Genomic DNA, 22,518 nt, shown 5'->3' with positions numbered 1-22,518 from the left:
GTTTCTGCAAAAAGCAATTTGGTAGGAGGAATGTTAAATGGCACAGCTCAGCGGACAGCCGGTTGTTATTCTGCCCGAGGGAACCCAGAGGTACGTTGGAAGGGACGCCCAGAGGCTCAACATTCTCGCCGCGAGGATAATCGCGGAGACTGTTAGAACGACCCTTGGACCCAAGGGAATGGACAAGATGCTTGTGGACAGCCTCGGTGACGTCGTTGTCACCAACGATGGAGCCACTATACTCGACAGGATCGACCTCCAGCACCCCGCTGCCAAGATGATGGTTGAGGTTGCCAAGACCCAGGACAAAGAAGCCGGTGACGGTACCACCACCGCCGTCGTCATCGCCGGTGAGCTTCTCAGGAAGGCCGAAGAACTGCTCGACCAGAACATTCACCCGAGCATCATCGTTAAGGGCTACACCATGGCCGCCGAGAAGGCCCAGGAAATACTCGAGGATATCGCCATAGAGGTCACCCCGGACGACGAGGAGACCCTCATGAAGATAGCCATGACGTCCATAACTGGCAAGAACGCCGAGAGCCACAAGGAGCTCTTTGCCAGGCTCGCCGTTGACGCCGTCAGGCAGGTCGCCGAGAAGAAGGACGGGAAGTACGTTGTTGACATCGACAACATCAAGATCGAGAAGAAGGCTGGCGAGAGCGTCGAGGAGAGCGAGCTCGTTCGCGGCGTCGTCATCGACAAGGAGCGCGTCCACCCCAGGATGCCGAAGAGGGTCGAGAACGCCAAGATAGCGCTCATCAACGAGGCCCTTGAGGTCAAGAAGACCGAGACCGACGCGAAGATAAACATCACCAGCCCGGACCAGCTCATGAGCTTCCTTGAGCAGGAGGAGAAGATGCTCAAGGAGATGGTCGACCAGATCGCCGCCACCGGTGCGAACGTCCTCTTTGTCCAGAAGGCCATCGATGACCTCGCCCAGCACTACCTCGCCAAGTACGGAATCCTCGCCGTCAGGCGTGTCAAGAAGAGCGACATGGAGAAGCTCGCGAAAGCTACTGGCGCTAAGGTCGTTACCAACGTTAAGGACCTCACTGCCGAGGACCTCGGCCACGCCGACCTCGTCGAGGAGCGCAAGATCGCCGGCGAGAGCATGATCTTCGTTGAGGGCTGCAAGAACCCGAAGGCCGTCACCATACTCATCAGGGGCGGCACCGAGCACGTCATCGACGAGGTTGAGCGCGCCCTTGAGGACGCCATCAAGGTCGTCAAGGACGTCATGGAGGACGGCTACATCCTCCCGGCCGGCGGTGCTCCGGAGATCGAGCTGGCTATAAGGCTCGACGAGTACGCCAAGCAGGTTGGCGGCAAGGAGGCCCTCGCTATAGAGAACTTCGCCGAGGCCCTCAAGATAATCCCGAAGACCCTCGCCGAGAACGCCGGTCTTGACACCGTTGAAATGCTTGTCAAGGCCATCAGCGAGCACAAGAACAGGGGCAGGGCCATAGGCATCGACGTCTTCGCCGGCGAGCCGGCTGACATGCTCGCCAAGGGCATCATCGAGCCGTTGAGGGTTAAGAAGCAGGCCATCAAGAGCGCCAGCGAGGCCGCGATAATGATACTTCGCATTGACGACGTCATCGCCGCCAAGATAAGCAAGCCCGAGGGCGGCCAGGGCGGTGGAATGCCCGGCGGTATGGGCGGAATGGGCGGCATGGACATGGGCATGTGATGCCCCTTTTTTATTCTACTTTCCAGAAGACGATATCCAACTGACTGCCAGATTCTCGGCGGGTGGTGGCATGTACGCTGTGAAGAAGAGCAGAGCTGGTTACATCTTTGACCTTCCTCGCGAGAGGATAGCCTTTCTATTCAAAGATGACGGAACCTACATCATGTACCACGACGAGAGGGTTCTCTGCTATTCCCTTGAGCCCCTGCCCGTAACCATCGAGGAAGTTGAGAACTTCGAGAGAACGAGCGAGCTTCCGGCGCTTATCAGAGAGATAAAGTCCGGCCGCTTTCCGGAGTCCTGCGTCGTTAAGGAGCTCCCGCCCGTAGATGAGGACCTCATGCCCTTCAACCCAGACAGGAAGTGCGTCGTGGCCTTCACCGGCTTCCAGGATACCGTCATAGACTACATGGAGTGCGGTGGCAAGACCTTTGCGGTGGCAAGGCTTGTAGATGACCCTTCAAATGCCTGCAGGTTTGTTGGGAAAGGCAACTACAAAGTTGCGGCCGTTAACCTGAGAAAAGGTAAAAACTGCCTTGGCAGGGAGGAGTTCTTGTCTAGGCTGAGGGAATGCACCGAAAGCTTTTAGTACCAATCGGTTATTTTAACTTCTCTGGGGGGTGAAAAGATGGGACTGCTGATGTGGCTGAGAACCGGCCTGCTCATGGCCATACTGACGGGATTGCTAATGGCCATCGGCTACGTCTTCGGCGGGCCGAACGTAGCCTTCCTAATGTTCCTGTTCTCGCTGGCCTTCAACTTCATAACCTACTGGTACAGCGATAGAATCGTCCTGAGCTGGTACCGCGCGAGGATCGTGGATGAGTTTGAGGCCCCTGAGCTCTACGCGATAGTCAGAAAGCTTGCCGAGAACGCCGGCTTGCCGATGCCTAAAGTTGCAATAATCCCGAGCGAGACGCCTAACGCCTTCGCCACGGGGAGGGATCCGAAGCACGCCGTCGTGGCAGTCACGACCGGACTTCTCAGGCTTCTCGACAGGGATGAACTTGAAGGTGTCATAGGCCATGAGCTGACCCACGTAAAGAACAGGGACATCCTCATAGGGACGATAGCTGCCGCAATGGCCGGGGCCATAATCCAGCTCGCCTACTGGGCAAGGTGGATAGCCATCTTCGGCGGCTTCGGCAGGGACGAGGACGACGCCGGCAACGTGCTTGTTGCTATACTGATAGCGGTCCTGGCCCCAATAGCGGCGATGCTGATACAGGCCGCGGTGAGCCGTTCACGGGAGTTCTTAGCCGATGAAGGTGGAGCAAAGATAAGCGGCAAGCCCCACGCGCTGGCCAGCGCGCTGATGAAGATAGAGGGGGCGGTTCGCTACAGACCGATGAGGGAAGGGAACCCAGCAACGGCCCACATGTTCATCGTGAACCCGTTCAGAGGTGTCAGCGTCGCGGAGCTCTTCTCGACACACCCGCCAACGGAGAAGAGAATCGAAAGGCTCAGGAAGATCGCCGAGGAGATGGGAATCTACTTCTGAGGTTCTTTTCTGTTTCTATCTTGCCTTTGCCGATAGGTGGATATTGCGGAGTTCTGGAATCCCATAATTATCTAATTCTGCAATTAAATCATCGACAGGCATTTAAGCGTTCGGGCGGACTCTTAAGCGGTGACGACCATGAAGGCCGTTAAAGCCACCATTCTCTACGACGGTCTGGGGAACGTTCTCAGGGATGTGTACGTCGTTTTTGATAGGAACATAGTTGATGTAACGAAGGAAAAGCCGAAGGAAGCCGAAGTTATAGCCGAGGGCGTTGTTACACCCGCGTTCATAGACGGCCATAGCCACATAGGAATGGAGCGCTACGGAGAGCCCTACCAGGAGGGCGAAGCCAACGAGCAGATGGACGTGGTTCTTCCGCTCGTTGATGCCCTCTACTCGATCTACATGGACGACAAGGCCTTCAAACACTCGATAGAGTTCGGTGTTCTCTACTCGTCAGTTCTGCCGGGAAGCGGAAACATAATCGGCGGAAAGGCGGTCTTCATAAGGAACTACGGACGCGACATCGAGGAGGCTTTCATCCAGTACGCCGGCGTCAAAGCGGCTTTCGGCTACAACCCGCGTTCCACCAAGGAGTGGAAGGGGACGAGGCCAAGCACGAGGATGGGTGCAATAGGGATACTCCTCAGCTGGCTCATAAAGACCAGGAACACCATAGCGCTCCTTGAGAAGGGCAAGAAGGAGCCGGAGGAGGTCGAGCCTACGGTTGAGGCCCTCATACCAGTCCTCAAGGGCGAAGTCCCGCTCCGCGTCCACGTCCACAAGGAGGACGACATCGCGGCGCTCCTCATGATAAAGAGGAAGTTCGGACTGCGGATTACAATCGAGCATGCCGGCGACGTCCACAGCAGGGAGACTTTCGAGAAGATAAAGAGGGAAGGCGTTCCAATCGTTTACGGCCCCTTTGACAGCCTGCCTTACAAAGTCGAACTCAAGCACGAGGACTGGAAGAACGCCCGCTACCTGCTCGAGGTCAAGCCCCTCTTTGGCCTCATGAGCGACCACCCCGTCACGCTCCAGGCCAACCTCTACCTCCAGCTCAGGCACTTCATAAGGCTCGGCATGAGCAAGGGGGAGGCTATAAGGGTCATCACCCACAACAACGCGAAAATCCTCGGCGTTGACGACAGGCTCGGAAGCATAGAGAAGGGCAAGTGGGCTTCCCTTGTCGTCTGGAACGGCGACCCCTTCAGCCTTGAGAACTATCCGACGCACGTCTTCGCGGAGGGCGAGCTGATTCACGAGGCGGAGCTTTAGTCTTCCAGCTTTTCATACTTTTCCACGAGCTTTATAACAATCTCATACAGCTCATCAATTCTGCTGAGGCCCTCCCTCACAGCATCGAGGTTAAGTCTGTCGTACTTGTGAACAATGGCATTTCTAAGTCCGTTGTACGCCCTCAAAAGTCCGGCTTCATCTTCGGAGATAACTTTTGCTTTTCTAAGCCGATCGATGTTTGTATAATCATCTTCAACGGTCATGCCCAAGTCCTTAACAAGCATTGCTGCAAGATCCATAGTTATATCGACACAGAGCTGAAGGGAGTAGAAGAGGGCCCTCTGGGTAACATCGTCCTTCATTTCATGGCTCTTTATGAACTCGTATTCCTCCTCAAACCGCTCAAGCTTCTCTAAGTACCTGTGCCTTCTCACGGGCACGCCTCCTGAGTCTTATCTTCTCCCTCACGCTCTCAAACCGGTTCTCCTTTATCCTGTGCTCCATGTCCCTCCACAGCTTTCGGAAGCGGTAGAAGTACTCTGACAGTTCAACCTCGTCGCCGTAAATTACTTTGTGGTTCCCGATAACCTCAATCTGGATGTAGAGGGGAAGCTCCTCGAAGACTTTGATATCGTACTTTCCACCGAGTTTTTGGAGAACTTCCCCATATACGCCGGGCTTTGGCTTAACGAGGCATACATCGATGTCGCTTCTGCTTGTAGCCTCTCCCTTAGCGTGAGATCCGTAGAGGAGAATCCCCATGCATGAGTCTTTGAACTCTCGGAAGTCCCTGCGGAGCCCTGCCATGAGTTTCATTGAACCACCAGAGAGGTTGGGATGAGGAAAAGATAAGCCTTTCGTCAGCTCACCTTAAACTCAAACCCCCTCGCGAAGGTATAGGCTTCCCTAAGCTCCGGTCTCTCTTTGAGGAAGCGGAGGATGTACTGGCCGCAGTTCGAGCCGATGAGATTCTCTCTGGTGTCGCCGACGGAGATGATGACTTCGTAGCCGAGCCTTCTGAGGTCATCAACAAACTTCCTGTGCTTCATCGGAAGGCCTGTCTCAAGGTCAACGTCGTTGGTGAGCTTGTTCTTTAGGGCACTCACCGTCGGGTTGAGCGGCGTTATTTTGATGAGGAAGTATTCCCTTGGGAAGTACTCGGCTATGACTTCAGCATCGGCCTCGTTCTCCCTCGCAAGGGCGAAGTTGAGCGTAATCTTCTTACCGCCCTCGTCGTAGAAAGCTTTACCGTACTCGGCTATCCTCTCGAAGTCCCACTTTCTAACGGGGATTATCTCGTCCCTCTGCTCAGGACTGGTGGAGTGTATCGAGAACTGCAGCTGGAAGTTGGTCGGGAAGGCCTCCTTCTTCAGCTCCAGCAGTGCCTCGAAGAACTTATCGGTTCCTATCGGGGCAACGGTGGAGAGCGACGGGTGGAAGTTCTCGTAACGCTCGCCCAAAAGCCGCATCGCCTCTATCACTGCCATGTTGAAGCTCGGCTCGCCCATTCTTGCGAATTGCACCTTGAATTTCCTGGTTTTTGGCTTCCCGTTCCAGCGCTTCTGGATTGGATACTCTATCTGCTCCATCAGTTCATCGAGGTCCAGCCTTCCCTTGTAGAAGAAGCCCGCGTCACACATCTTGCAGCCGACCGGACAGCCGTTGAGCGATGAAACTATGAGAACCCACTTTTCTTGCGGATTGTAGGTCGGAATCGATTCGACGAACTCGACGATGTTCCCCTTGGAAGTCTTTCCTATATAAACCACCGCAACGTTGGGGTCGCCAACCTCACTCAGTATCTCCATACCTCTCCCTCCTCCATATCACCATCGCGGTTTTGATTCCATCGGCTATGGCCAGGGCCGTTTGCCTGTAGATTCCGTTCTTAACGTCCCCGACCAGGAAAAGGTTATCGTCCTCGATGTCCTGAACCAGCTCGATGTTTGGAACCCTGCCGATGGCCCCGAGCACTAACTCTACCTCAAAGTCGCCAGCGCTCGTTCTGGCTAAAAGCTTTCCCTTCCCGTTTATGGGCCTTATTTCCCGAACTTGTCCCATCAGCGTCCTGATGTTTGAGCGCTTTTTCACAAGCCCCTGGAGATAGGGCAAGGCCTTCGGCTCGCTCCTCATTAGGATTATTACCTCGTCGCTGGTCTCGCTCATCGTCAGCGCGTAGTCAAAGGCCACATCGCCGCCGCCGATTATGAGAACCCTTCCGTAGTGCCGCCTCGGGACTTCAGAGACGTGGTAGACTATCCCCTCGAAGGGAAGCTTTCTCGGCCTCGTCCCCGTCGCAACCACGAGGTACTTGAAGCGGTAAGTTCCTTCCTCTGTTTCGACTTCAAACAGCTCGCCGGTCTTTCTCACGGCCTTGACTTCCTCGTAGAGGATTTTCAGGCCATACCTCCTCACGTACTCCTCAAGGATTTCGACGACTTTCTCGCCCTTGATTCCGTCTGGGAAGAACATCGTGTTCTCCACGGAGTAGGCGTTCCTTATGAGCCCACCTATCCGGCCGCGCTCAAATATCACGCTCCCTATCCCGTAGCGCTTGAGCTGGACGGCCGCTGCAATGCCCCCTATTCCCGCCCCGATTATTCCGACGAGAGCCATTCAAGCACCTCCTTTAACAGGGGCGTAACCGCGAAGCCGTGGGAGAGGTTTCTGAGCGTTGCCTCATGGAAGAGCCTGTTCTGGGTCAGCGTCCCATCGACGGGGAAGACGACGTTGAAGCCCCTGACGAAGGCCTCTCTGGCAGTGGTTTCACAGCAGAGGTGGGTCATGACGCCGGTTACGATGACCGTCTCGACTCCAAGCCCCCTCAGCAGGCCCTCGAGGTTAGTGCCGTGAAAGGCGTCGTAGGTCTTCTTCTCAATGACGGTTCCGGCGAAGGGCTTGAACTCTTCGAGAAGTTCGTTCAACGGGTCGTTATTCGGCATGTCTCCGCCCCACCAGCGGGTCATGATGTCGTTCTGGTGGAAATGACGGGTGAAGATTAGCGGAACGCCGAGCCTCTCCGCTTCCACGTAGAACTCCACCAGCTTCGGAATGAAGCGCGGCGCCGAGGGCAGGAACGCCCTGCTCTCTGGCCTGAGGAAATACGCCTGAAGGTCTATCGCCAGAACCGCCGCCTTCCGGAACGGCCTAATCTTTCTCCATTTGCTCGGCCTGAAGTACCTCTCCCCCATCTCCGCTATGAATTCCCCGGTTAGGTAGTCCTCCTTCATGGGTGTGGGAAGGGAGGGCGGCCTTAAATGTCTATCCCCCTCGTCATCGCGCCGTCTATGACCACCGTCGAGCCGAGCATGTATTCCGCTCCCTCGCTCAGGAGAAAAGCCACGAGCGAGCCGAGTTCTTCCCACCTCCCAGTCCTGTGGAGGGGCGTTCTGGCCAGAACCTCCCGCTCCCAGGTTTCCTCAAAGGGTTCTCCCCTAGACTCGGCAACGGCCTTAAGGTTCTCCCTCGCTCCCGGCGTGTCAAAGCTACCAAGGAGGATGGAGTAGGCCCTTATTCCGTGCTTTCCGTAGGTTCTCGAAACGCTCTTAGCTAACTGAACAAGGCCGGCTCTCGTAACATCCGCCAGAACCAGTGGCGGCATTGGCTCCTTTATCGAGACTGAGTTGAGGTAAACGAGAATGCCCTTCCTTTTTCTCTCGAGCCACGCCTGAACGAGGAGGGTCGTTAGATAACCAGGGGCTACCGTGTGGAGGGCAGAAGCTTCTATCCAGTCTGTGTAGCTCGCCTCGTGAAGGAGGCACGGCTCACAGCGGACGTTTCCCGCGTTCCATACGAGGGCATCAACCTCACCCAAAAGCTCCCAGCTTTTTTTGACGAGGTTCTCAAGGTCTTTCTGGTCGAAGAGGTTTGTCCTGACGGAATAAACCTCACCGTAGCTCGAAAGCTCATCCAGGGCTTTCTTTAGGTTCCCCTCGCTCCGCGAGCTTATGACGACCCTTGCGTTCCTCTTCAGCAGCTCCTTTGCAATGTTGAAGCCTATGCCTCGCGATGATGCCGTGACTATGACCCCGAGGCCGTTCAGATCTATCTTCACCGGCATGTGGGAGAGTTGGGGAATGGAAATAAAACGCTTTCCCAAAACTTTATACGTCCACCCTCGTAGTGCCAACCATGACCGAGCCGAAGGACATCGTGCTAAAGGAGAGCGAAGAGGTCGAGGGCCTTCCAATCGAGGGGCCCTGGCCCGACGAGGTTTCGAGCCTTGAGGAGGTTTTGGATTATTACGAGCGCATAGGCTTTCAGGCGGCGCACCTCGGAAGGGCGATAGAGATATGGCGGAAGGTAGAGGAGAAGCGCGCTAAGGGGGGTGAAGTCAGGGTCTTCCTCGGCTACACTTCCAACATAATCTCTTCCGGCTTAAGGGAGCTAATCGCGTGGCTCGTCAAGGAAGGCAAGGTAGACGTCATTGTAACTACCGCCGGCGGAATAGAAGAGGACTTCATAAAGGCCCTTAAGCCCTTTGTCCTCGGCGACTGGCATGTGAACGACGTCCTGATGCGCGAGAAGGGAATCAACAGAATCGGCAACATCTTCGTGCCCAATGACCGCTACATCGAGTTCGAGAAGTACATGATCCCCTTCTTCGAGCGGGTTCTTGAGATGGAAAGGAAGCGCGGTAAACCTCTGACGGCGAGCGAGTTTATCCACGAGATGGGTCGTTACATGGACGAGAAGCTGGGGAAGGAGAAGGAGCGCTCGGTAATCTACTGGGCCTACAGGCGGAACGTCCCGATATTCTGTCCCGCTATAACCGACGGCTCGATAGGGGACATGCTCTACTTCTTCAAGGAGGAGCGCGGTGACAGGGAGCTTGTCATAGACATCGCCAACGATATAGTCAAGCTCAACAACCTCGCGGTTACCGCCGAGGAGACCGCCTCGATAATTCTCGGAGGATCTCTACCCAAGCACGCGATTATCAACGCCAACCTCTTCAGGGGTGGAACGGACTACGCGATTTACATCACCACTGCCATCCCCTGGGACGGCTCTCTGAGCGGTGCTCCACCGAGCGAAGGTGTCAGCTGGGGCAAGATAAGGGCTAAGGCCGACTACGTTGAAATCTGGGCAGATGCAACGCTCGTCTTCCCGCTGCTGGTGTGGAAGGTGATGAGGGGATAGGGTTATATCTAATGAACCCCAAATTAAGAGCGGTGGGAGTATGGAAGAGGTAACCCTTCGCGTGAAACTACCCGGTAAGGTTAGTGAGGAGACCAAACGGACCATTGAAAGAGAGCTTGAGCTTGAAGCCCTTCGAATCTACCTTGAATTAAAATTAAAGAAAAAACGTAAGAAACTTCCCGTTGAGAGCTACATGGGAATACTCGGAAAGGCTTCCGTTGAGGAGCTTGACACCTACGCTCTGGAGGCTGAGGGCTTTGAGGACATACATTGACGCCAACATCATCTACAACTTTCTTTTCACGACGTCCTTAACTCCAAGAGCGAGGGACATACTGACTTCAGAAGACGAGCTGGTCATTTCTCCGATTTCAATCAACGAAGCAGTTTACGTCTCTTTTAGGAAGCTCGCCAAAGAGAAACACGGAATTTCTAACATCTACGATGTAAAGCGATTCGTCAAGACTACAGATGGTTTAAAACTGATTGAAACGGCGTTTTCCATGGTCTTAGGTCTCATCGGGGATGCTGGGATTTATATCCTCCCCGATGAAGATAGAGCCGAAATAATAAAAGAGGTTGCCGCCATGTACGGCCTCCTGCCAAGCGATGCAACGATTCTCGCGACCTGCATAAAGCACGGCATTCCAAGGATAGCGACTTTTGATTCTGACTTTGAGGGCATTAACGCGATTGAGGTCATTAGATAGATTGCATCCTCACTGCAAGCTCTTTTTAAATCCCTTTGCAGGGTGAATGCAAATCAATCAATGATAATCACCGTCATGATAATTGTGATTATCAATATCTTACTTCACAAAAGTCTCAAAATCCTCTCCTCCCCACCCGGCAGCACCAGCGGCCTCGACAGGTGCTTCCTCGCGTCTGGCGGCACTTCGTAGATTTTCATCTCCAGCTCGCGCGGGACTTCAACCGGAATGAGCTTCTTCGGCATCTTATAGCCGCAGCGCTTGCACTTCAAATAGTCGCCCTTGCTCTTCATCGTTCCCCCGCACTTTGGACACTTGGGCTTCTGATATTCGATTTTGGAGACGAGCTTCACCGGATAGAACTTTTCGAGGTTGAGCGTCAGAACGCCCTCGTGCTCCTTAACACCGCCGGCTGCGATAATTTCATCTCCTGGCAAAAGCTTCCTGACCCAGTTCCGGAACTTCTTCGTCGGCTCGAAGGCCGCGACACGGATTCTACCGGTTTCATCTTTAAGCTCGAAGAAGACGTGCCTCCCGCGCTCCCAGTAAGGGCTTGCAATCCTGCCCCTAACTACCGCGCTGTCGTAGAGCTTCAGCTCGCCGATTTTCTTTGGGGTAAGGTGGTCGTCGGTGTTCTGGTTCGTCTTGTAGAGCTGGTAAAAGGCGACAGGCTCCTCGAACTCAACCCTCTCGAAGGTCTGGAGGACTTTCCCGGCATCAATCCCGCGGATTCCAACGAGAACGGGGTCTTTGCCGTGTGGCGTTATGAGGACGCTCCTCTTGTATGGGTCAACGTTGTCGTAGGTGAAGGGGTAGCTCCAGCGGTCGGCGGCGAAAACACTCTTCGCATCGACCTTTCTCGGCGTCCCCCAGTTCTCGGGCTCGCGGTAGGCCAACAGCTCGTAGGTGAAGCGTTCGAGCGGGTAGCCGATTGAAGCTAAGGCGCCAATTATTCCCCTGCCGAGCTTGAACTTGAAGACCTCCGCCCCGACATCTTTCGCGACCCTTTCGGCATCTTCGATCTTAACGTGCTCCCTCAGAGCTTTAAGCGAAAACTCGCGGAGCTCTTCTGGAATATCCCCCTCCAAGAAGACAACTCCCGGGTTGGTGTTCTCGTGGGTGAAATCTGCCAGCTGGTTTACGTAGAAAAGGACGGTATCTTTGATTTCTGGGATCAACTCCTCCTCGACCTCGAAGGTCATCGCGACCGCTCCGTTTCCCCTCGTTTTGTAGGGGATGTTCGGGTTGAGTCTGATAAGCCTCGGCAGGTCTATGGGCTCCGCTAGACTGGAAAGCTCCCTGTAAAGGAGGGCACCGAGGTATGTGGTGCACATGCCGTTGGGTGAGTCGGTGTCGTCGATTCCGATGTGGAGGAGCATGGTTGAAGAAATGGGAAGGGGTTTAAAAATCAACCGCCGAAGAGCCAGAGCACCGCGTCCGGAAAGCGCCTCGACCAGTAGTACTCGTTGTGTGTGGCTCCTTCGTCCTCGATGACGAGAAGGTTTTCGCCCTCCACGTAGCCCTTTTCCGTCAGTACATTCACCATCTTTCTGTTGGTCTCTATCATTCCGGCCGGGTCACTGCCCTCAAGGGTCCCCCAGTCGATGTAGATTTTCTCCGGGCCCTCCGGGGCGTTCCTCACGAAGTCGTAGATCTCCGGGTTGAACCAGAAGGCTGAACTCATGGCCCCAACGTAGCGGAAGGTCTCCGGGTATGCGAAGCCAGCGTAGATCGAGATGAGTCCTCCAAGGGAGGAGCCCATTATCCCCGTCTCGTTCGGGATGGTTCTGTAATGGGAGTCGATGTAGGGCTTAAGCGTTTCGACGATGAAGCGGACGTAGGCGTCTCCCTCCCCGCCCCTTCCGTAGTCCTCGTTCCTCCACGGCGAGTACTCGTCTATCCTCCTCTCGCCGCCGTTGTCTATGCCGACAACTATGATCGAGAAGTTTCTCTCCCGGAAGAGTTTCTCCAGGGCCTCGTCCACCCCCCATTCGCCGGCGAAGGAGGTTGCCCGGTCAAAGAGATTCTGGCCGTCGTGCATGTAGAGGACGGGGTATCTTCTGTCGCTCTTCCCGTAATCTGGCGGCAAGTATATCCAGATTCTCCTCGTCTCCTTGAGCTGAGGCATGAACATCTTGAAAGTCGTCACGTTCCCGACTATCGTGTGCATGCCGACCCCTACTTCCTCCACGTAATCGCGCCAGTGATAAACCGTGAACTCGTACCTCCCGCTTTCCTCCAGCACCAGGGCCCTGTTCGGAATCTCCTCACCGTTTCTGCCCTTCTCAACGGTCTCCCACGAGCCGCGGGTGAACTTGAACTCGATCCTGGTCCCTTTCTTGAACTCCAGCGTTATCTCCCACTTCCCGTCGTCGCGCTTCCTGAGCCTGTAGTTTTCATCACCCGGATTCCAGCCGTTGAAGTCACCTGCGATATAAACCGCGTCATTTCCCGGTGTGTAATCGGGGACTGAGACGATGAACGTGACCTTGACCACCCCATAGGTTTCCGCAGCGGTGGAGGTCGTTTCATTGTCCCTCTTGGGCACTTCAGTGCTTGGTGTTTCTGTTGTTGAAGCGGAGTTCGTTGGCACTGGGGTGGTCTGTGAAGAACCGATCGTCTCACTGGTCTGGAAAGCGGTACTCTCGTTGGACTGTCCTGAGGCCGTCTGTGTGGCTCCACCGCTGTTGAGACATCCCGCGGAGAGGATGAGCATTCCCGCGAGCAGCACAACGAGGAGTCGGATTCGACCGTTTCCAGCCATTATTCCACCTCCGGGCGGCTTTCATGTCCCCTACTTGGAGTGGTTTTCGGTGTTCTCCCGGAACCGCTCGTAGCAGAGCACATCAACGAAGCCTTCCCCTGGGACGTACTGGTGTTTCTTCCAGCGGCCGGCGAGGGTGAAGCCGTTCTTCTCAAGAACCCTTATCGATGCGATGTTTGTCTCGAAGACGTGGGCATAGACCTTCCGCAGGTTGAGCCACTCGAAGGCGTATTCAAGGGCAAGCTTTACGGCCTCGCTGGCATAGCCATGGCCCCAGTGCCTTTTGGCCAGGAAGTATCCCAGCTCGGCGCGTCCGTTGTGGTGGTCTATCCTGTGCAGTCCCACAAGTCCAACGAGGGAGCGCGAGGAGTTCTCCATGATCGCAAATACCTTTTCGTGCTTCTTCTCCCGCCTCAGAGCCTCATACCACTCCAGCTCATCCTCGTAGAAAAATATCTCCTCCGGGAACGAGAGGTACTTCCTGACGTCGCGGTCGTTGTACCAGAGCCAGACCTGCCGCAGGTCGTCCTTCAGAAGCATGCCTATCGACACGAGACTTCCCCTGAGTATGATCGGCCTCATAGCGACACCTTAACTTTATATAAGTTGTTTGCGTATTTAAGGGTGATGGACAGGGAAAGGCTCATACGGACGGTTGAGGCGATACTAAGGGGCACGGGGTATAAAACGGCGCGTATGGAGTTTAAGGGCTCGTGCTTTGACATAGTGGCGAGCAGGTTATTCCTCCTGCTCTTCATAAAGGTGGCCACCAACATAGACACCGTCACCGGGGAGCAGGCGGAGGATCTAAAGAGGCTGGCCCGCTTCTTCAAGGCTTCGCCCCTGATCGTCGGCCTAAAGACGAAAAACGCCGAGCTTGAGGAGGGCGTCGTTTACGAGAGGTTTGGAATCTACGCCCTCAGACCCGAGACCCTCTACGATGTTCTTGTCGAGAACGAGATGCCGGCAATATTCGCCGAGCGCGGCGGCTTTTATGTGAGGATAAACGGCGGTCTGTTGAGGAAGCTGAGGGAGAGGTACGGGTACTCAATAAACGAGCTGGCGCAGCTCCTCGGCATCTCCAGGAAGAGCCTCACCAACTATGAGCGCGGTGAGCAGGCGGTCTCGCTTGAGGTCGCCATCCGCCTTGAGGAGCTCTTCGACGAGCCCCTTGCAGAGCCTATCGACGTTCTCCACTCGACCGTTGAGGCCAACCTCGACGTTACTCCTGAGACACCGCTTGAGAGGGAGATATTCGACCGCCTCAAGGAACTTGGCCTCGGCGTTGTCAAGGTCAAGAAGGCTCCCTTCAACGCCGTCTCTAGGGAGGACGAGTTCAGGATCCTGACGGGCATAGACGAGCGCAAGACCCGCTCCACAGTCAAGCGCGCCGAGATGGTGGCGGAGGTCGGCAGGATAATAAACAGCGACGGTGTCTTCATACTCGAGAAGACCAGGACCGAGGTCGTTGGAGAGGTTCCCCTTATACCGAAGGACAGCCTCGACGAGGTGAGGGACGCCGACGAACTCATAGACCTCATAGAGGAGCTGAAGAAGGAAATAAAGAAGCAGCTCTTCGGCTGATCGCGTTCCGGCGCCCCTTCAGCTGAACAGCACCTTTCTCCAGGTCTCCCGCAGCTTGGGTACGTACTCTCCCGGTGACGCTATTAGGACGGCCCAGCGCGGCGTCTGGCGCCTTTTCAGGGCGTTGGCGAGCGGAGTAACCTTTGTCAGTGGTTGAAGGTCGCCATTGTCAAGGAGAACGTTTATCTCCGTTGCCTTAAGCCTCGGCTCGCTGAGCATGAGGTCCGCTATGCTGAACTCCAGGATTACTTCCCCTTCCCTGGCACCAACCGCATCGGCGAGTGCCCTTTCTATCTCCTGCCTCCTTTTGACGTTCCTGTACGCCGTCAGCAGCTCCCTCTTTTCCTCGGTACTCAGTTCGTCGGCGTTTGCCAGAACCGCGGCCTTGTAAAGCTCCCTGTACTTCACGCGCCGCACCATCTCTGCGGGGAAGCCCTCGAGATCCTCAAGCTCCACAAGAACGCGGCAGTCGGTCATCTTCCAGAAGTCCCAGAGGTGGCCCTCCTCAAGGGCGAACTCCAGGGCCCTAGTAAGCATACCCTCCGCTATCTTCACGGTGTGGTGGAAGTAAACGCGGGAGTACATGAGGGAGCGGGCGACCATCATGCCCTCAACTGCCTCGATGCCCTTCTCATCGACAACGAGCTCGCCGTCGTGAATCCTGAGAACCTTCATGAGCCTCTCCAGGTCGATTATGCCGTGGGCGACGCCGGTGTAGTGCGCGTCCCTGATGAGGTAGTCTAACTGATCAACGTCAACATCGCCGTGCAGCATCTGGCCGAGATAACGCTTTTCGTGTTTGCCGAGGATGAGGTTGGCCACGTCCGCCGGTTCGAAGTCATAGCCGTAATCTCCAATTATCTCGGGAATCCTGCCGCCGTTCTCGCTCTCGGTTATGTTGACCCTGCCGAGAACTATATCCTGTCCGAGCCGCATGTGGTCGTGCTCTTTAACGTAGTGCTTGTATATGGTCTCGAACGTGTGGCTGAAAGGCCCGTGTCCGATGTCATGGAGCAGGGCCCCAACCTGGAGGAGCATGCTTTCATCCTTGCTCAGCCCAACTTCCGCGGCGAGTCTTCGGGCTATGCTCCACGCGCCGAGGGAGTGCTCGAACCTGCTGTGGTTGGCACCGGGGTAAACGAGGTACGCGAGGCCGAGCTGTCTTATATTCCTGAGGCGCTGGAACTCGGGGGTTTTGACGAGGTCAAGGATGAGTCCCGTGAGCTTCATGCTGCCGTGGATACCGTCGTGAATAATTTTCCCATTCATCGCTATCACCGCTGAAAATTTGAGAACAGGCTTAAATAAATTTTCGGCATTGTGACAACGACGGAATAAAATAGTGGGAGGGGAGGCTCAGAGGTCTTTTCCCACTATATATATCCTCTTGGTTTTTCCGAGCCTCTTCGGGAGGTCCGCCCTGAGCTTCTCCAGCGGAACCGCCACTATCTCCAGTTCCGCCTGCTGGGACTCTTCCACCTCGTACCGGACGGGATTGTTGGCCTCATAGAGCAGTTCCCTGACTTCTTCCTCTATCCCCGCGGGCTTCTTCTCCCCGTATGCGATGCGTATCGTTGCCTTTGGTTTCGGGTTTTCGGGCGAGAGCGGGTGGTATATTATCACGAAATCAAGGAGGTCCGGATGGTCGTACACTATCTCCATCACCTGATCGATGTGGAGCTTCGCTCCAGCGAGGGTCACGACGTCCTTGATGCGGATGATGTTCCTGACCTCACCGTTCTCGATCCTCGCCAGGTCCCCAATGTCGTAGTTGAAGAGCGGCAGTCCGGTGAGTTCACCGTTCCTCATCACCTTGGTTATGTAGATGCGCTTGTAGTCGTCGTAGCCGTCCCCGCTGTCCTTGAGGACCACTATGGATTCCCCAAAGTTAAACTTCGTGGCCTTCTTCCTTGTGATGACGCGGTAGCCGGTTACCGCATCCTCCGTTGAACCGAAGTTATCTATTATCACTGCGTTCTCAAACAGCTCCAGAGTTGCCCTTGCGAGCTCGGGAGTCAGGGTTTCGCCGCCGACGACTATGGTCTGTATGTCCTTCTTTATGGACTCGGGCAGAGTAAGGCCGAGGTTGTACGCCGTCGCTGTGAGGCAGAAGATGGAGGTTGGCTTTATGTCCTGAAGCTCCCGCAGGAGCATCTCTCTGTCCAGGAGGTACTGAATGGGCACCTGATAGTAGGCGGTTTTTGCATTGATGGCCTCAAACCCGCCAAAAGCAAACATGCCGGATGACGAGGGAAGCGGAGGGAAGAACGACGCGATTCTGTCGCCTCTATCCATGTACTCCCGTATCCACGGCTCGAGCTGGCGCCCGCTCCTCATGCGGTCGTCCCGGGTGTAAGGCACCCTCTTGGGACGGCCAGTGGTCCCGCTGGTCCTCATCACGGTATAGAAAATCTTGGGATCCCGGATGTAGTCGGGCCATATCTCGGAGGTTCGGTACAGGTCGTGGGGTTCGATGGTCACCCGGTCGGTCAATTCTGCCAGGTCTTTGGGCGTTATTTCCTCTGCGTTCACCCCCGAGAACCTTTCTTTCCAGAATTCCGTCGTTTCCAGGGCCTTTTCCAGTGTGTACCTGAAATCTTCTACCCCGCTCCTGTCAACCCTGCCAACTATTAATCCCATTGAACATCCACCCAATTACACATGCACTTTTTCCTATTTAATGTTTGGCATTTATTTAATTACATTGAAACGGTATTGGATTTGAAAAAGCTTTTATACTGTTTGGTTAAAACATTCAGTATGAACTATGAAATCCTGTTGGAGAACCTGCAGGAACACCCACTGGGTGTTAAGGAAACCTGGATACGGGAATACCTGAGGGAGATATTTGAATTTCATTTTGAGAGAACTCCCTACTGGAGGAACGTCACTGAGAGGCTGAAGCCAGACCTCGATGAAATCTTTCAGGGAACTATCACTGAGGTCTTTGAGGAGATATTCAACCTGGGCCTTACGGTGGACGAGGATTACCTCCGTGCCAACTGGCTTGAATTTGTTCCCGAAGGGTACCGCGGTAGAATACGCTTCTACCAGTCCTCCGGAACTACACGTGAGAGGGCCATCGGGCACTGGGACGCCCGCTACATGGATGCCCTTCACGCGTACCTGCGTGCAGCCCTGGATGAGATCTACGGGCTGGCGGACGTTTATCACGATGACCACCAGATGCGTGCCATCTCCCACGGCCCCTACGGCTGGTACCAGGACGAGATAAGTCAGCTCGTCTGGAGCTACGGGGGGATTCTTTACTTCATAGGCATGGAAACCGATGGCCTGAAAAAAGTCCTCCGCGAGAAAGGCCCCGAGGCTGTGCTGAAGATCCTGGATCCACTGGTGAGGTACACAAAGCGCGTCATGGAGACAGACAGGATAAACACAGTCCGCTCAGCTCCCCCGTTGATGTCCCTCTTTGAACCATATAGCGAGTCCATTGAGACTGCGATAATAAGTGGAGTCGGGATAAACAGGGATTTCCTGGAGTACGTCTCTAACACCTTCGATGGCACAAAACTCATTCCCCTCTATGGATACTATCTCTTTGGAGACCTGGTTGGAATCTCCCGCCACGGGGAGTTCTGGTACTACCCCAACTACCCCACAACCCTCATGTTCCCCATGAAACTGGTGGATGGGGTGCACAGGATAGTCCGGTATGGGGAGAGGGGAAGAGTAGCATTTATAATCGCCAGACCTGAAGTTTTAGTTGTCAAATTCGAGGATGAGACAGCACTTCGAGTTCCACCGGAGGGACCGTTTAAATGGGATGGGTTCGGTGAGCCCAGCAGATAGATGAGGTGAGGTTGTTGGACGGCATCCAGGCACTCCTGCTAGTAGAGGCCGCACTGGTGCTGATCGCGGATGCGGTGGCCGCGACGTGGATATTCAGAATATACCTACGCAACAGAAGGAAATCTGCCCTGGCGTTCTCGATAGCGTGGGTATTCGATTTCCTAACGATCCTCTTTACGATGCAGCAGAGCGTTACCATCCAGCTGGCGGGACTCCTGTGCCTCTCGACGTTCGCAGGCTTCATTTTCTATGGCTCTGTGAAGTTCCTTGAGGAGGAGTCCATAAACGCCAGGCACAGAACCCTTACCATCCTTTCCGTTATGCCCGTTGCGTTCATGGTGTACATGCTGGGCGTGTACTTCTACACGGGGGATGCCTCCTGGACGGCCACGAGCGCGGCGGCACTTGGGATAAGCGGGGTCTTTGTGGTGGCGGGTGGACTGCTCCTGATGGGAGTTGAGGAGATTTATAAGAGTGCTATCAGATACCTCTCCATCAGCATACTTCTGTTCGGGGTTCACCTCGTCCCAGCAGCCCTCTTTGGCCTCTACTCCTGGTACGAAGCGATAGGCTTCACGTTCTCATCGATACTCATTGTCTTCATGGTGTGGGCGATGGTCAAGCTGACGTCATCCAAGACATTCATGCCCTCAAAAGAAACGGCCCCCCAGCAGCCGGACCTCAAACCGGGTACACTCCTTGTCGGGATAAACGAATACAAGAAGCTCAAGGAGAAACTCCGCGACATGCCCGTGCTGGCCTTCGTCAGGGACGTCTCGGATATACCCGAGGGATGGGAGTGCTACTTCGTGACCACCATACCCTTCCAGGGCACTTTCAAGAACACAATAAACCCCACCAACCTCGCTAGGATGACCGAGATAGCCTACCAGTACCTCGAGACGTTTGCCAAGTCGGGAAAGCATGGTATCATAGTGATTGACTGTTTTGAGTACCTCACGGTGTACAACTCATGGGATAGTCTCATGAAGTTCATTTCAAAACTGAGGGACTTCACCATCGTGAACAACGGCACTTTGGTGGTTGTCCTGGAAAAGGAGAGTCTGGAGCCGAGGCTTTACTTCCAGCTAAGGAAGCTGACAGAGTGAGGCAGCTTTATATACCCTCTTTTTCAACGTGTTAATGCCCCCGCGCGAGGACTCCGGGGACGAATGAACCGGAGTGCGATGCGGGGGCCACAGCCCGGTCTTACAGCGAGGTCCCCGCGGGAGGGCCTTCCGCGTTACGGAGCACGATGGCCGCGGGAAACCCAGACCGGGCACAGACGGCCCGCCTGGGTTAGCCCGCCCGAGCCCGCCGTCTGGCATCGATGAGGGTGGGAGTTACGGGCGGGCCATAGCATCGTAACATCCCGTGGAGTAAGGTTTATTAGGTTCGTGTGGTAGTTCTACCGGGGATTTAGGTGGTAAGACAGAAAAAGGATCCTTGGGACGATGAAGAAGAAAAAATCAGGGCCGTTCTCCCATGGGGAAAGTCAGATTTTCTCAGTGATGTTATCGAGGAAAGAAGAAAGGAGCGCAGTGAAGCCCTTGAGATAGTGGAGAACCTCGTTGATCCAGACGACTTCCCGGATGATGTTAAGCTCATAATAAAAAAGCCGGATAAAAATGAGCTGATCGGGGAGTAGTGGTGTTTAGTACAGCACAACCTCAACCGTCTCCCCTTCTAGGTACCCCTCGCTGTCCTCTGGAATTTCTATGTACCCGTTGCTCTCCACGAGCGAGCTTATTATCCCGCTGCCCTTCTTCTTAATCGGCCTTGCCCTGCCGTTCTCGTACCACACCTTCACGAACTCGCGCCTTCCGAGCTGACTGGAAATTCTCTCAGTGAGCGTTGCTTTAACGCGAACCTCGTAGTTCTTAGCACCGACGAGCTTTGCCAGGGCGTGCTTGACGTAGAGGTGGAACTGGGCAAAGACAGCCACAGGATAACCGCTCATTATGAAGACCCTCTCGCCGTAGCCTATTGGCCTTCCGGGCTTTATCGTCGTGCCGTGAAACATGAGCCTGACAAAGCGGTGGGCGAAGTCCTTATCGCCGAAGGCAGAGCCGCCGGTGACGAGGACGAGATCGTTCTCATTCTTGGCCCTATCTATTGCGTCTCTTATGGCTTCCTCGTCATCGGGAAGGACGCCGTAGAAGACTGGCTCACCGAAATACTGCCTTACAAGTCCCTTTAGCATCACCGAGTTGCTTTCGAGGATTTTGCCTGCCTTCAGCGCGTCCTCATCAAACTCCTCAATCAGCTCGTCGCCGGTAACTATTATCCCGACGCGGGGCTTTCTCTTGACCTTAACGGTTCTAAAACCGATGCTCTTAAGCAGGGCCAGGTCCTGCGGCCTTAGAACCTGCCCCTTCCGCAGGATTATTTCCCCCTTCTTTACGTCCTCGCCGGCGAAGGCCACGTTTTGTCCGGGAGCAACGGGGCGAAGGACCCTTATAATGTCCCCCTCACGCTCGGCCATCTCCTGCATCAGGACGGCGTTTGCTCCTACTGGCATCTTTGAGCCGGTCATAAGCTTTACCACCGTTCCGGGTTCAACTCTTGCCTTGCTCTCCTCGCCGGCAACTATTTCATCAACCACCTTAAGCTCGACCGGGCTGTATTCCCTCGCATGGAATGTGTCCTCTGCCCTTAAAGCGTAGCCATCAACGGCGGAGCGGTCAAAGGGTGGGCTGTCAATTGGGGAAACGATATCCTCAGCTAAAACCCTTCCGAGAGCCTCGCTCAGGGGAAGCTCTTCAATTTCGTTAAGCTCACTCAGGTCATCGAGGAGTAACCTTAGAGCTTCGCGGTAGGGTATTAAGCGCTTGAACTCCATCATTTTCAAACCCCCATTGTTTTTAGAAAATCGACCCTCTTGAAGTCGGAATCAAACGTGGCTATTTTTTCGATGCCATAGTTCTTGCAGGTTAGAGCTATTTGAGCGTCGGAAGGCATCAAGCGATACTTTTTCATGATACTCCTGAGTTCACTTGTGCCCTGGAAATCCTGAAGCACGACAATGTCGCCCTCTCTGATTAGGCCATCTAATGCTTCCACAACTGGCTCAAATTTGGCCCACCCATTTTTCCTTATGAACTTTCGCAGACTGTGCTTGCCTTTTATTCCAAACTTTTCACGCCCGAACGCCATTGCAAGTGCCCCGAGTGATTCGCGATAGACTATTGTCGAGGTCACGTTGGTCGAAGAAGCACTTAGAACGATTTCTGCAAAATCTGCCTTTGGCCCGTTCAGAAGGTACTCGACTATAATAGAGGTATCGATAAAAACGACGTCTTTCAAATCTCCTCAGCCTCCTCAATGGCCCACTGTATCGTCTTTTCATCAAACGTCCCGAGGATTCCCCTGAACTTACGGATGCCTTTGAGCTTTCCCTCTCCCTGCTCCGCCAAGGCACCTTTCGTCTTATTGAGGTTCTCCACACTCGTCACCTCTCAACCTTTTTTAGACCCTAAGAGGATTTAAGTTTACTCCCTCCCGTGCTTGAGGACGTGGCCGGCCTCCTTGAGGATGATCTTTACTCCCGTCTTCGCCGCGCCGAGGCTTCCCGGCAGGCAGAAGATTGCCATCGCCCTTCCCGAGCTCCTGATTATGCCGGCGGTTGCCCTCGTCATGACCGCAGCAGTTCCAATCTCCTCGTAGCTGAGAAGCCTGAAAATCTCACCGAATCCCGTCAGCTCCTTATCAAACAATGGCCTAATGCTCTCTATCGTAACGTCCCTGCTCGCTATTCCGGTTCCGCCGGAGGTAACGACAACTTCAGCTCCCCTCTCAAAGGCCTCGACAACGGCGCCAATTATCTCTATCTTCTCGTCGGGGACGATTTTGTAGAGCACCCTCTCATGCCCGGCCTTTTTAAGCTCCTCAACGAGGAACTTCCCGCTCTTATCCTCCTTCTCGCCCCTGCTCGCGGTGTCGCTCACAGTTATGACCGCGAACTTGAACTTCTTTGGAGCCCTTCTCTTGTGTTCCTCCGCTCCCATATTACCACCCGATTAAGCTTGTTTCTGAACTTAATAACCTTTCAGCAAACAGAAGCGTTTAACGG

At 54.6% G+C, this 22,518-nt stretch carries 26 protein-coding genes; 11 read left to right on the top strand and 15 right to left on the bottom strand.

Annotated features, from left to right (window positions below; translation table 11 throughout):
* Nucleotides 1-37: 37 nt before the first annotated feature.
* From thsB to TIRI35C_RS05600, 4 genes are all read left to right on the top strand, one after another.
* The gene (gene thsB / locus TIRI35C_RS05615) at nt 38-1,693 is read left to right on the top strand and encodes a thermosome subunit beta (RefSeq protein WP_188202073.1); all 1,656 of its coding nucleotides are present in this window, start codon (nt 38-40) and stop codon (nt 1,691-1,693) included.
* Between the two features lie 70 nt (nt 1,694-1,763).
* Nucleotides 1,764-2,282, top strand: coding sequence for a hypothetical protein (locus tag TIRI35C_RS05610; protein WP_188202072.1), 519 nt, complete (start codon nt 1,764-1,766; stop codon nt 2,280-2,282).
* A gap of 39 nt (nt 2,283-2,321) precedes the next feature.
* Nucleotides 2,322-3,194 (top strand): zinc metalloprotease HtpX, encoded by an 873-nt coding sequence (locus TIRI35C_RS05605; RefSeq protein WP_188202071.1) that lies wholly within the window; start codon nt 2,322-2,324, stop codon nt 3,192-3,194.
* Between the two features lie 138 nt (nt 3,195-3,332).
* Nucleotides 3,333-4,475, top strand: coding sequence for an amidohydrolase (locus TIRI35C_RS05600; protein ID WP_188203062.1), 1,143 nt, complete (start codon nt 3,333-3,335; stop codon nt 4,473-4,475).
* On the opposite strand, the gene hepT is transcribed toward TIRI35C_RS05600, so the two are convergent.
* Genes hepT through TIRI35C_RS05570 form a run of 6 tightly spaced genes read right to left on the bottom strand, consistent with a single transcriptional unit; the run spans nt 4,472 to nt 8,496 of the window.
* Complete coding sequence (hepT, locus tag TIRI35C_RS05595; RefSeq protein WP_188202070.1) at nt 4,472-4,870, bottom strand: type VII toxin-antitoxin system HepT family RNase toxin; 399 nt, start codon at nt 4,868-4,870, stop codon at nt 4,472-4,474. The two genes, TIRI35C_RS05600 and hepT, sit on opposite strands and share 4 nt — an antisense overlap.
* The gene (locus tag TIRI35C_RS05590) at nt 4,839-5,252 is read right to left on the bottom strand and encodes a nucleotidyltransferase domain-containing protein (protein ID WP_188202069.1); all 414 of its coding nucleotides are present in this window, start codon (nt 5,250-5,252) and stop codon (nt 4,839-4,841) included. Before TIRI35C_RS05590 ends, hepT begins: the two co-directional genes overlap by 32 nt.
* Nucleotides 5,253-5,296: 44 nt before the next feature.
* On the bottom strand, nt 5,297-6,244 hold the full coding sequence (locus TIRI35C_RS05585; protein ID WP_188202068.1) for a radical SAM protein: 948 nt from the start codon (nt 6,242-6,244) through the stop codon (nt 5,297-5,299).
* Entirely contained in the window at nt 6,228-7,052 is an 825-nt protein-coding gene (locus tag TIRI35C_RS05580; protein ID WP_188202067.1) for an NAD(P)/FAD-dependent oxidoreductase, read from the bottom strand. The genes TIRI35C_RS05585 and TIRI35C_RS05580 overlap by 17 nt, the downstream gene beginning before the upstream one ends.
* Nucleotides 7,034-7,666, bottom strand: a complete 633-nt coding sequence (locus TIRI35C_RS05575; RefSeq protein WP_188202066.1) for an isochorismatase family protein — start codon at nt 7,664-7,666, stop codon at nt 7,034-7,036. Before TIRI35C_RS05575 ends, TIRI35C_RS05580 begins: the two co-directional genes overlap by 19 nt.
* A 23-nt stretch (nt 7,667-7,689) precedes the next feature.
* Complete coding sequence (locus TIRI35C_RS05570) at nt 7,690-8,496, bottom strand: SDR family oxidoreductase (protein WP_188202065.1); 807 nt, start codon at nt 8,494-8,496, stop codon at nt 7,690-7,692.
* A gap of 71 nt (nt 8,497-8,567) precedes the next feature.
* Here TIRI35C_RS05570 and TIRI35C_RS05565 point away from each other — a divergent pair, with 71 nt between their 5' ends.
* From TIRI35C_RS05565 to TIRI35C_RS05555, 3 genes are read left to right on the top strand one after another with little or no spacing between them, the layout of a single operon-like run.
* Entirely contained in the window at nt 8,568-9,578 is a 1,011-nt protein-coding gene (locus tag TIRI35C_RS05565) for a deoxyhypusine synthase (protein ID WP_188202064.1), read from the top strand.
* Between the two features lie 40 nt (nt 9,579-9,618).
* Nucleotides 9,619-9,852 carry a hypothetical protein gene (locus tag TIRI35C_RS05560; protein ID WP_055429390.1) on the top strand — a complete coding sequence of 78 codons (234 nt, stop codon included), beginning with the start codon at nt 9,619-9,621 and terminating at the stop codon, nt 9,850-9,852.
* A complete protein-coding gene (locus TIRI35C_RS05555; RefSeq protein ID WP_188202063.1) occupies nt 9,836-10,288 on the top strand; it encodes a PIN domain-containing protein in 453 nt (150 codons plus the stop codon). The genes TIRI35C_RS05560 and TIRI35C_RS05555 overlap by 17 nt, the downstream gene beginning before the upstream one ends.
* A 104-nt stretch (nt 10,289-10,392) precedes the next feature.
* Here the strand turns inward: TIRI35C_RS05555 and tiaS are convergent, their stop codons facing one another.
* From tiaS to TIRI35C_RS05540, 3 genes are read right to left on the bottom strand one after another with little or no spacing between them, the layout of a single operon-like run.
* Nucleotides 10,393-11,667: a tRNA(Ile2) 2-agmatinylcytidine synthetase TiaS gene (tiaS, locus tag TIRI35C_RS05550; RefSeq protein WP_188202062.1), complete on the bottom strand. Its 1,275-nt coding sequence runs from the start codon at nt 11,665-11,667 to the stop codon at nt 10,393-10,395.
* 29 nt (nt 11,668-11,696) lie between these two features.
* Complete coding sequence (locus TIRI35C_RS05545; RefSeq protein ID WP_246454690.1) at nt 11,697-13,052, bottom strand: alpha/beta hydrolase; 1,356 nt, start codon at nt 13,050-13,052, stop codon at nt 11,697-11,699.
* Between the two features lie 30 nt (nt 13,053-13,082).
* Entirely contained in the window at nt 13,083-13,634 is a 552-nt protein-coding gene (locus tag TIRI35C_RS05540; RefSeq protein WP_188202061.1) for a GNAT family N-acetyltransferase, read from the bottom strand.
* A gap of 45 nt (nt 13,635-13,679) precedes the next feature.
* On the opposite strand from TIRI35C_RS05540, the gene TIRI35C_RS05535 reads away from it, so the two are divergent.
* On the top strand, nt 13,680-14,636 hold the full coding sequence (locus tag TIRI35C_RS05535; RefSeq protein WP_188202060.1) for a transcriptional regulator: 957 nt from the start codon (nt 13,680-13,682) through the stop codon (nt 14,634-14,636).
* An 18-nt stretch (nt 14,637-14,654) separates the two neighbouring features.
* Here TIRI35C_RS05535 and TIRI35C_RS05530 read toward each other — a convergent pair whose 3' ends face one another.
* Together TIRI35C_RS05530 and TIRI35C_RS05525 are read right to left on the bottom strand one after the other, a co-directional pair.
* Nucleotides 14,655-15,905 (bottom strand): HD domain-containing protein, encoded by a 1,251-nt coding sequence (locus TIRI35C_RS05530; RefSeq protein ID WP_188203060.1) that lies wholly within the window; start codon nt 15,903-15,905, stop codon nt 14,655-14,657.
* An 87-nt stretch (nt 15,906-15,992) separates the two neighbouring features.
* Nucleotides 15,993-17,276, bottom strand: a complete 1,284-nt coding sequence (locus TIRI35C_RS05525) for an AMP-binding protein (RefSeq protein ID WP_188202059.1) — start codon at nt 17,274-17,276, stop codon at nt 15,993-15,995.
* Nucleotides 17,277-17,396: 120 nt separating this feature from the next.
* Between TIRI35C_RS05525 and TIRI35C_RS05520 the strand changes: the two genes are divergently transcribed.
* The 3 genes from TIRI35C_RS05520 (at nt 17,397) to TIRI35C_RS05510 (ending at nt 20,094) form a co-directional block, all read left to right on the top strand.
* A complete protein-coding gene (locus TIRI35C_RS05520; RefSeq protein ID WP_246454689.1) occupies nt 17,397-18,446 on the top strand; it encodes a hypothetical protein in 1,050 nt (349 codons plus the stop codon).
* A gap of 5 nt (nt 18,447-18,451) precedes the next feature.
* Entirely contained in the window at nt 18,452-19,555 is a 1,104-nt protein-coding gene (locus TIRI35C_RS05515) for a DUF835 domain-containing protein (protein WP_394354750.1), read from the top strand.
* 314 nt (nt 19,556-19,869) lie between these two features.
* Complete coding sequence (locus tag TIRI35C_RS05510; protein WP_188202057.1) at nt 19,870-20,094, top strand: hypothetical protein; 225 nt, start codon at nt 19,870-19,872, stop codon at nt 20,092-20,094.
* 6 nt (nt 20,095-20,100) lie between these two features.
* On the opposite strand, the gene TIRI35C_RS05505 is transcribed toward TIRI35C_RS05510, so the two are convergent.
* The 4 genes from TIRI35C_RS05505 to TIRI35C_RS05490 are packed head-to-tail and all read right to left on the bottom strand — an operon-like array spanning nt 20,101 to nt 22,453.
* Nucleotides 20,101-21,291 (bottom strand): molybdopterin molybdotransferase MoeA, encoded by a 1,191-nt coding sequence (locus TIRI35C_RS05505; RefSeq protein WP_188202056.1) that lies wholly within the window; start codon nt 21,289-21,291, stop codon nt 20,101-20,103.
* A gap of 2 nt (nt 21,292-21,293) precedes the next feature.
* The gene (locus tag TIRI35C_RS05500; RefSeq protein WP_188202055.1) at nt 21,294-21,752 is read right to left on the bottom strand and encodes a PIN domain-containing protein; all 459 of its coding nucleotides are present in this window, start codon (nt 21,750-21,752) and stop codon (nt 21,294-21,296) included.
* Nucleotides 21,749-21,892 carry a hypothetical protein gene (locus TIRI35C_RS05495; protein ID WP_188202054.1) on the bottom strand — a complete coding sequence of 48 codons (144 nt, stop codon included), beginning with the start codon at nt 21,890-21,892 and terminating at the stop codon, nt 21,749-21,751. The genes TIRI35C_RS05500 and TIRI35C_RS05495 overlap by 4 nt, the downstream gene beginning before the upstream one ends.
* A gap of 45 nt (nt 21,893-21,937) precedes the next feature.
* Nucleotides 21,938-22,453, bottom strand: coding sequence for a MogA/MoaB family molybdenum cofactor biosynthesis protein (locus tag TIRI35C_RS05490; protein WP_188202053.1), 516 nt, complete (start codon nt 22,451-22,453; stop codon nt 21,938-21,940).
* Nucleotides 22,454-22,518 lie beyond the last annotated feature (65 nt).

The sequence above is a fragment of the Thermococcus camini genome (assembly GCF_904067545.1).
GTDB lineage: Archaea > Methanobacteriota_B > Thermococci > Thermococcales > Thermococcaceae > Thermococcus > Thermococcus camini.
The sequence above is the reverse complement of the archived record's forward strand: the minus strand, read 5'-3'. Positions and strand labels throughout refer to the sequence as shown.

Coding starts and splice junctions, on each gene's coding strand:
- tiaS (WP_188202062.1), bottom strand. CDS start 11,667: ATGCTCCTCCACATCGGAATCGACGACACCGACTCACCCAACGGCATG.
- TIRI35C_RS05570 (WP_188202065.1), bottom strand. CDS start 8,496: ATGCCGGTGAAGATAGATCTGAACGGCCTCGGGGTCATAGTCACGGCA.
- TIRI35C_RS05585 (WP_188202068.1), bottom strand. CDS start 6,244: ATGGAGATACTGAGTGAGGTTGGCGACCCCAACGTTGCGGTGGTTTAT.
- TIRI35C_RS05565 (WP_188202064.1), top strand. CDS start 8,568: ATGACCGAGCCGAAGGACATCGTGCTAAAGGAGAGCGAAGAGGTCGAG.
- TIRI35C_RS05545 (WP_246454690.1), bottom strand. CDS start 13,052: ATGGCTGGAAACGGTCGAATCCGACTCCTCGTTGTGCTGCTCGCGGGA.
- TIRI35C_RS05490 (WP_188202053.1), bottom strand. CDS start 22,453: ATGGGAGCGGAGGAACACAAGAGAAGGGCTCCAAAGAAGTTCAAGTTC.
- TIRI35C_RS05590 (WP_188202069.1), bottom strand. CDS start 5,252: ATGAAACTCATGGCAGGGCTCCGCAGGGACTTCCGAGAGTTCAAAGAC.
- TIRI35C_RS05575 (WP_188202066.1), bottom strand. CDS start 7,666: ATGAAGGAGGACTACCTAACCGGGGAATTCATAGCGGAGATGGGGGAG.
- TIRI35C_RS05540 (WP_188202061.1), bottom strand. CDS start 13,634: ATGAGGCCGATCATACTCAGGGGAAGTCTCGTGTCGATAGGCATGCTT.
- TIRI35C_RS05600 (WP_188203062.1), top strand. CDS start 3,333: ATGAAGGCCGTTAAAGCCACCATTCTCTACGACGGTCTGGGGAACGTT.
- TIRI35C_RS05535 (WP_188202060.1), top strand. CDS start 13,680: ATGGACAGGGAAAGGCTCATACGGACGGTTGAGGCGATACTAAGGGGC.
- TIRI35C_RS05610 (WP_188202072.1), top strand. CDS start 1,764: ATGTACGCTGTGAAGAAGAGCAGAGCTGGTTACATCTTTGACCTTCCT.
- TIRI35C_RS05605 (WP_188202071.1), top strand. CDS start 2,322: ATGGGACTGCTGATGTGGCTGAGAACCGGCCTGCTCATGGCCATACTG.
- TIRI35C_RS05520 (WP_246454689.1), top strand. CDS start 17,397: ATGAACTATGAAATCCTGTTGGAGAACCTGCAGGAACACCCACTGGGT.
- TIRI35C_RS05530 (WP_188203060.1), bottom strand. CDS start 15,905: ATGAATGGGAAAATTATTCACGACGGTATCCACGGCAGCATGAAGCTC.
- TIRI35C_RS05560 (WP_055429390.1), top strand. CDS start 9,619: ATGGAAGAGGTAACCCTTCGCGTGAAACTACCCGGTAAGGTTAGTGAG.
- TIRI35C_RS05505 (WP_188202056.1), bottom strand. CDS start 21,291: ATGATGGAGTTCAAGCGCTTAATACCCTACCGCGAAGCTCTAAGGTTA.
- thsB (WP_188202073.1), top strand. CDS start 38: ATGGCACAGCTCAGCGGACAGCCGGTTGTTATTCTGCCCGAGGGAACC.
- TIRI35C_RS05580 (WP_188202067.1), bottom strand. CDS start 7,052: ATGGCTCTCGTCGGAATAATCGGGGCGGGAATAGGGGGCATTGCAGCG.
- TIRI35C_RS05525 (WP_188202059.1), bottom strand. CDS start 17,276: ATGGGATTAATAGTTGGCAGGGTTGACAGGAGCGGGGTAGAAGATTTC.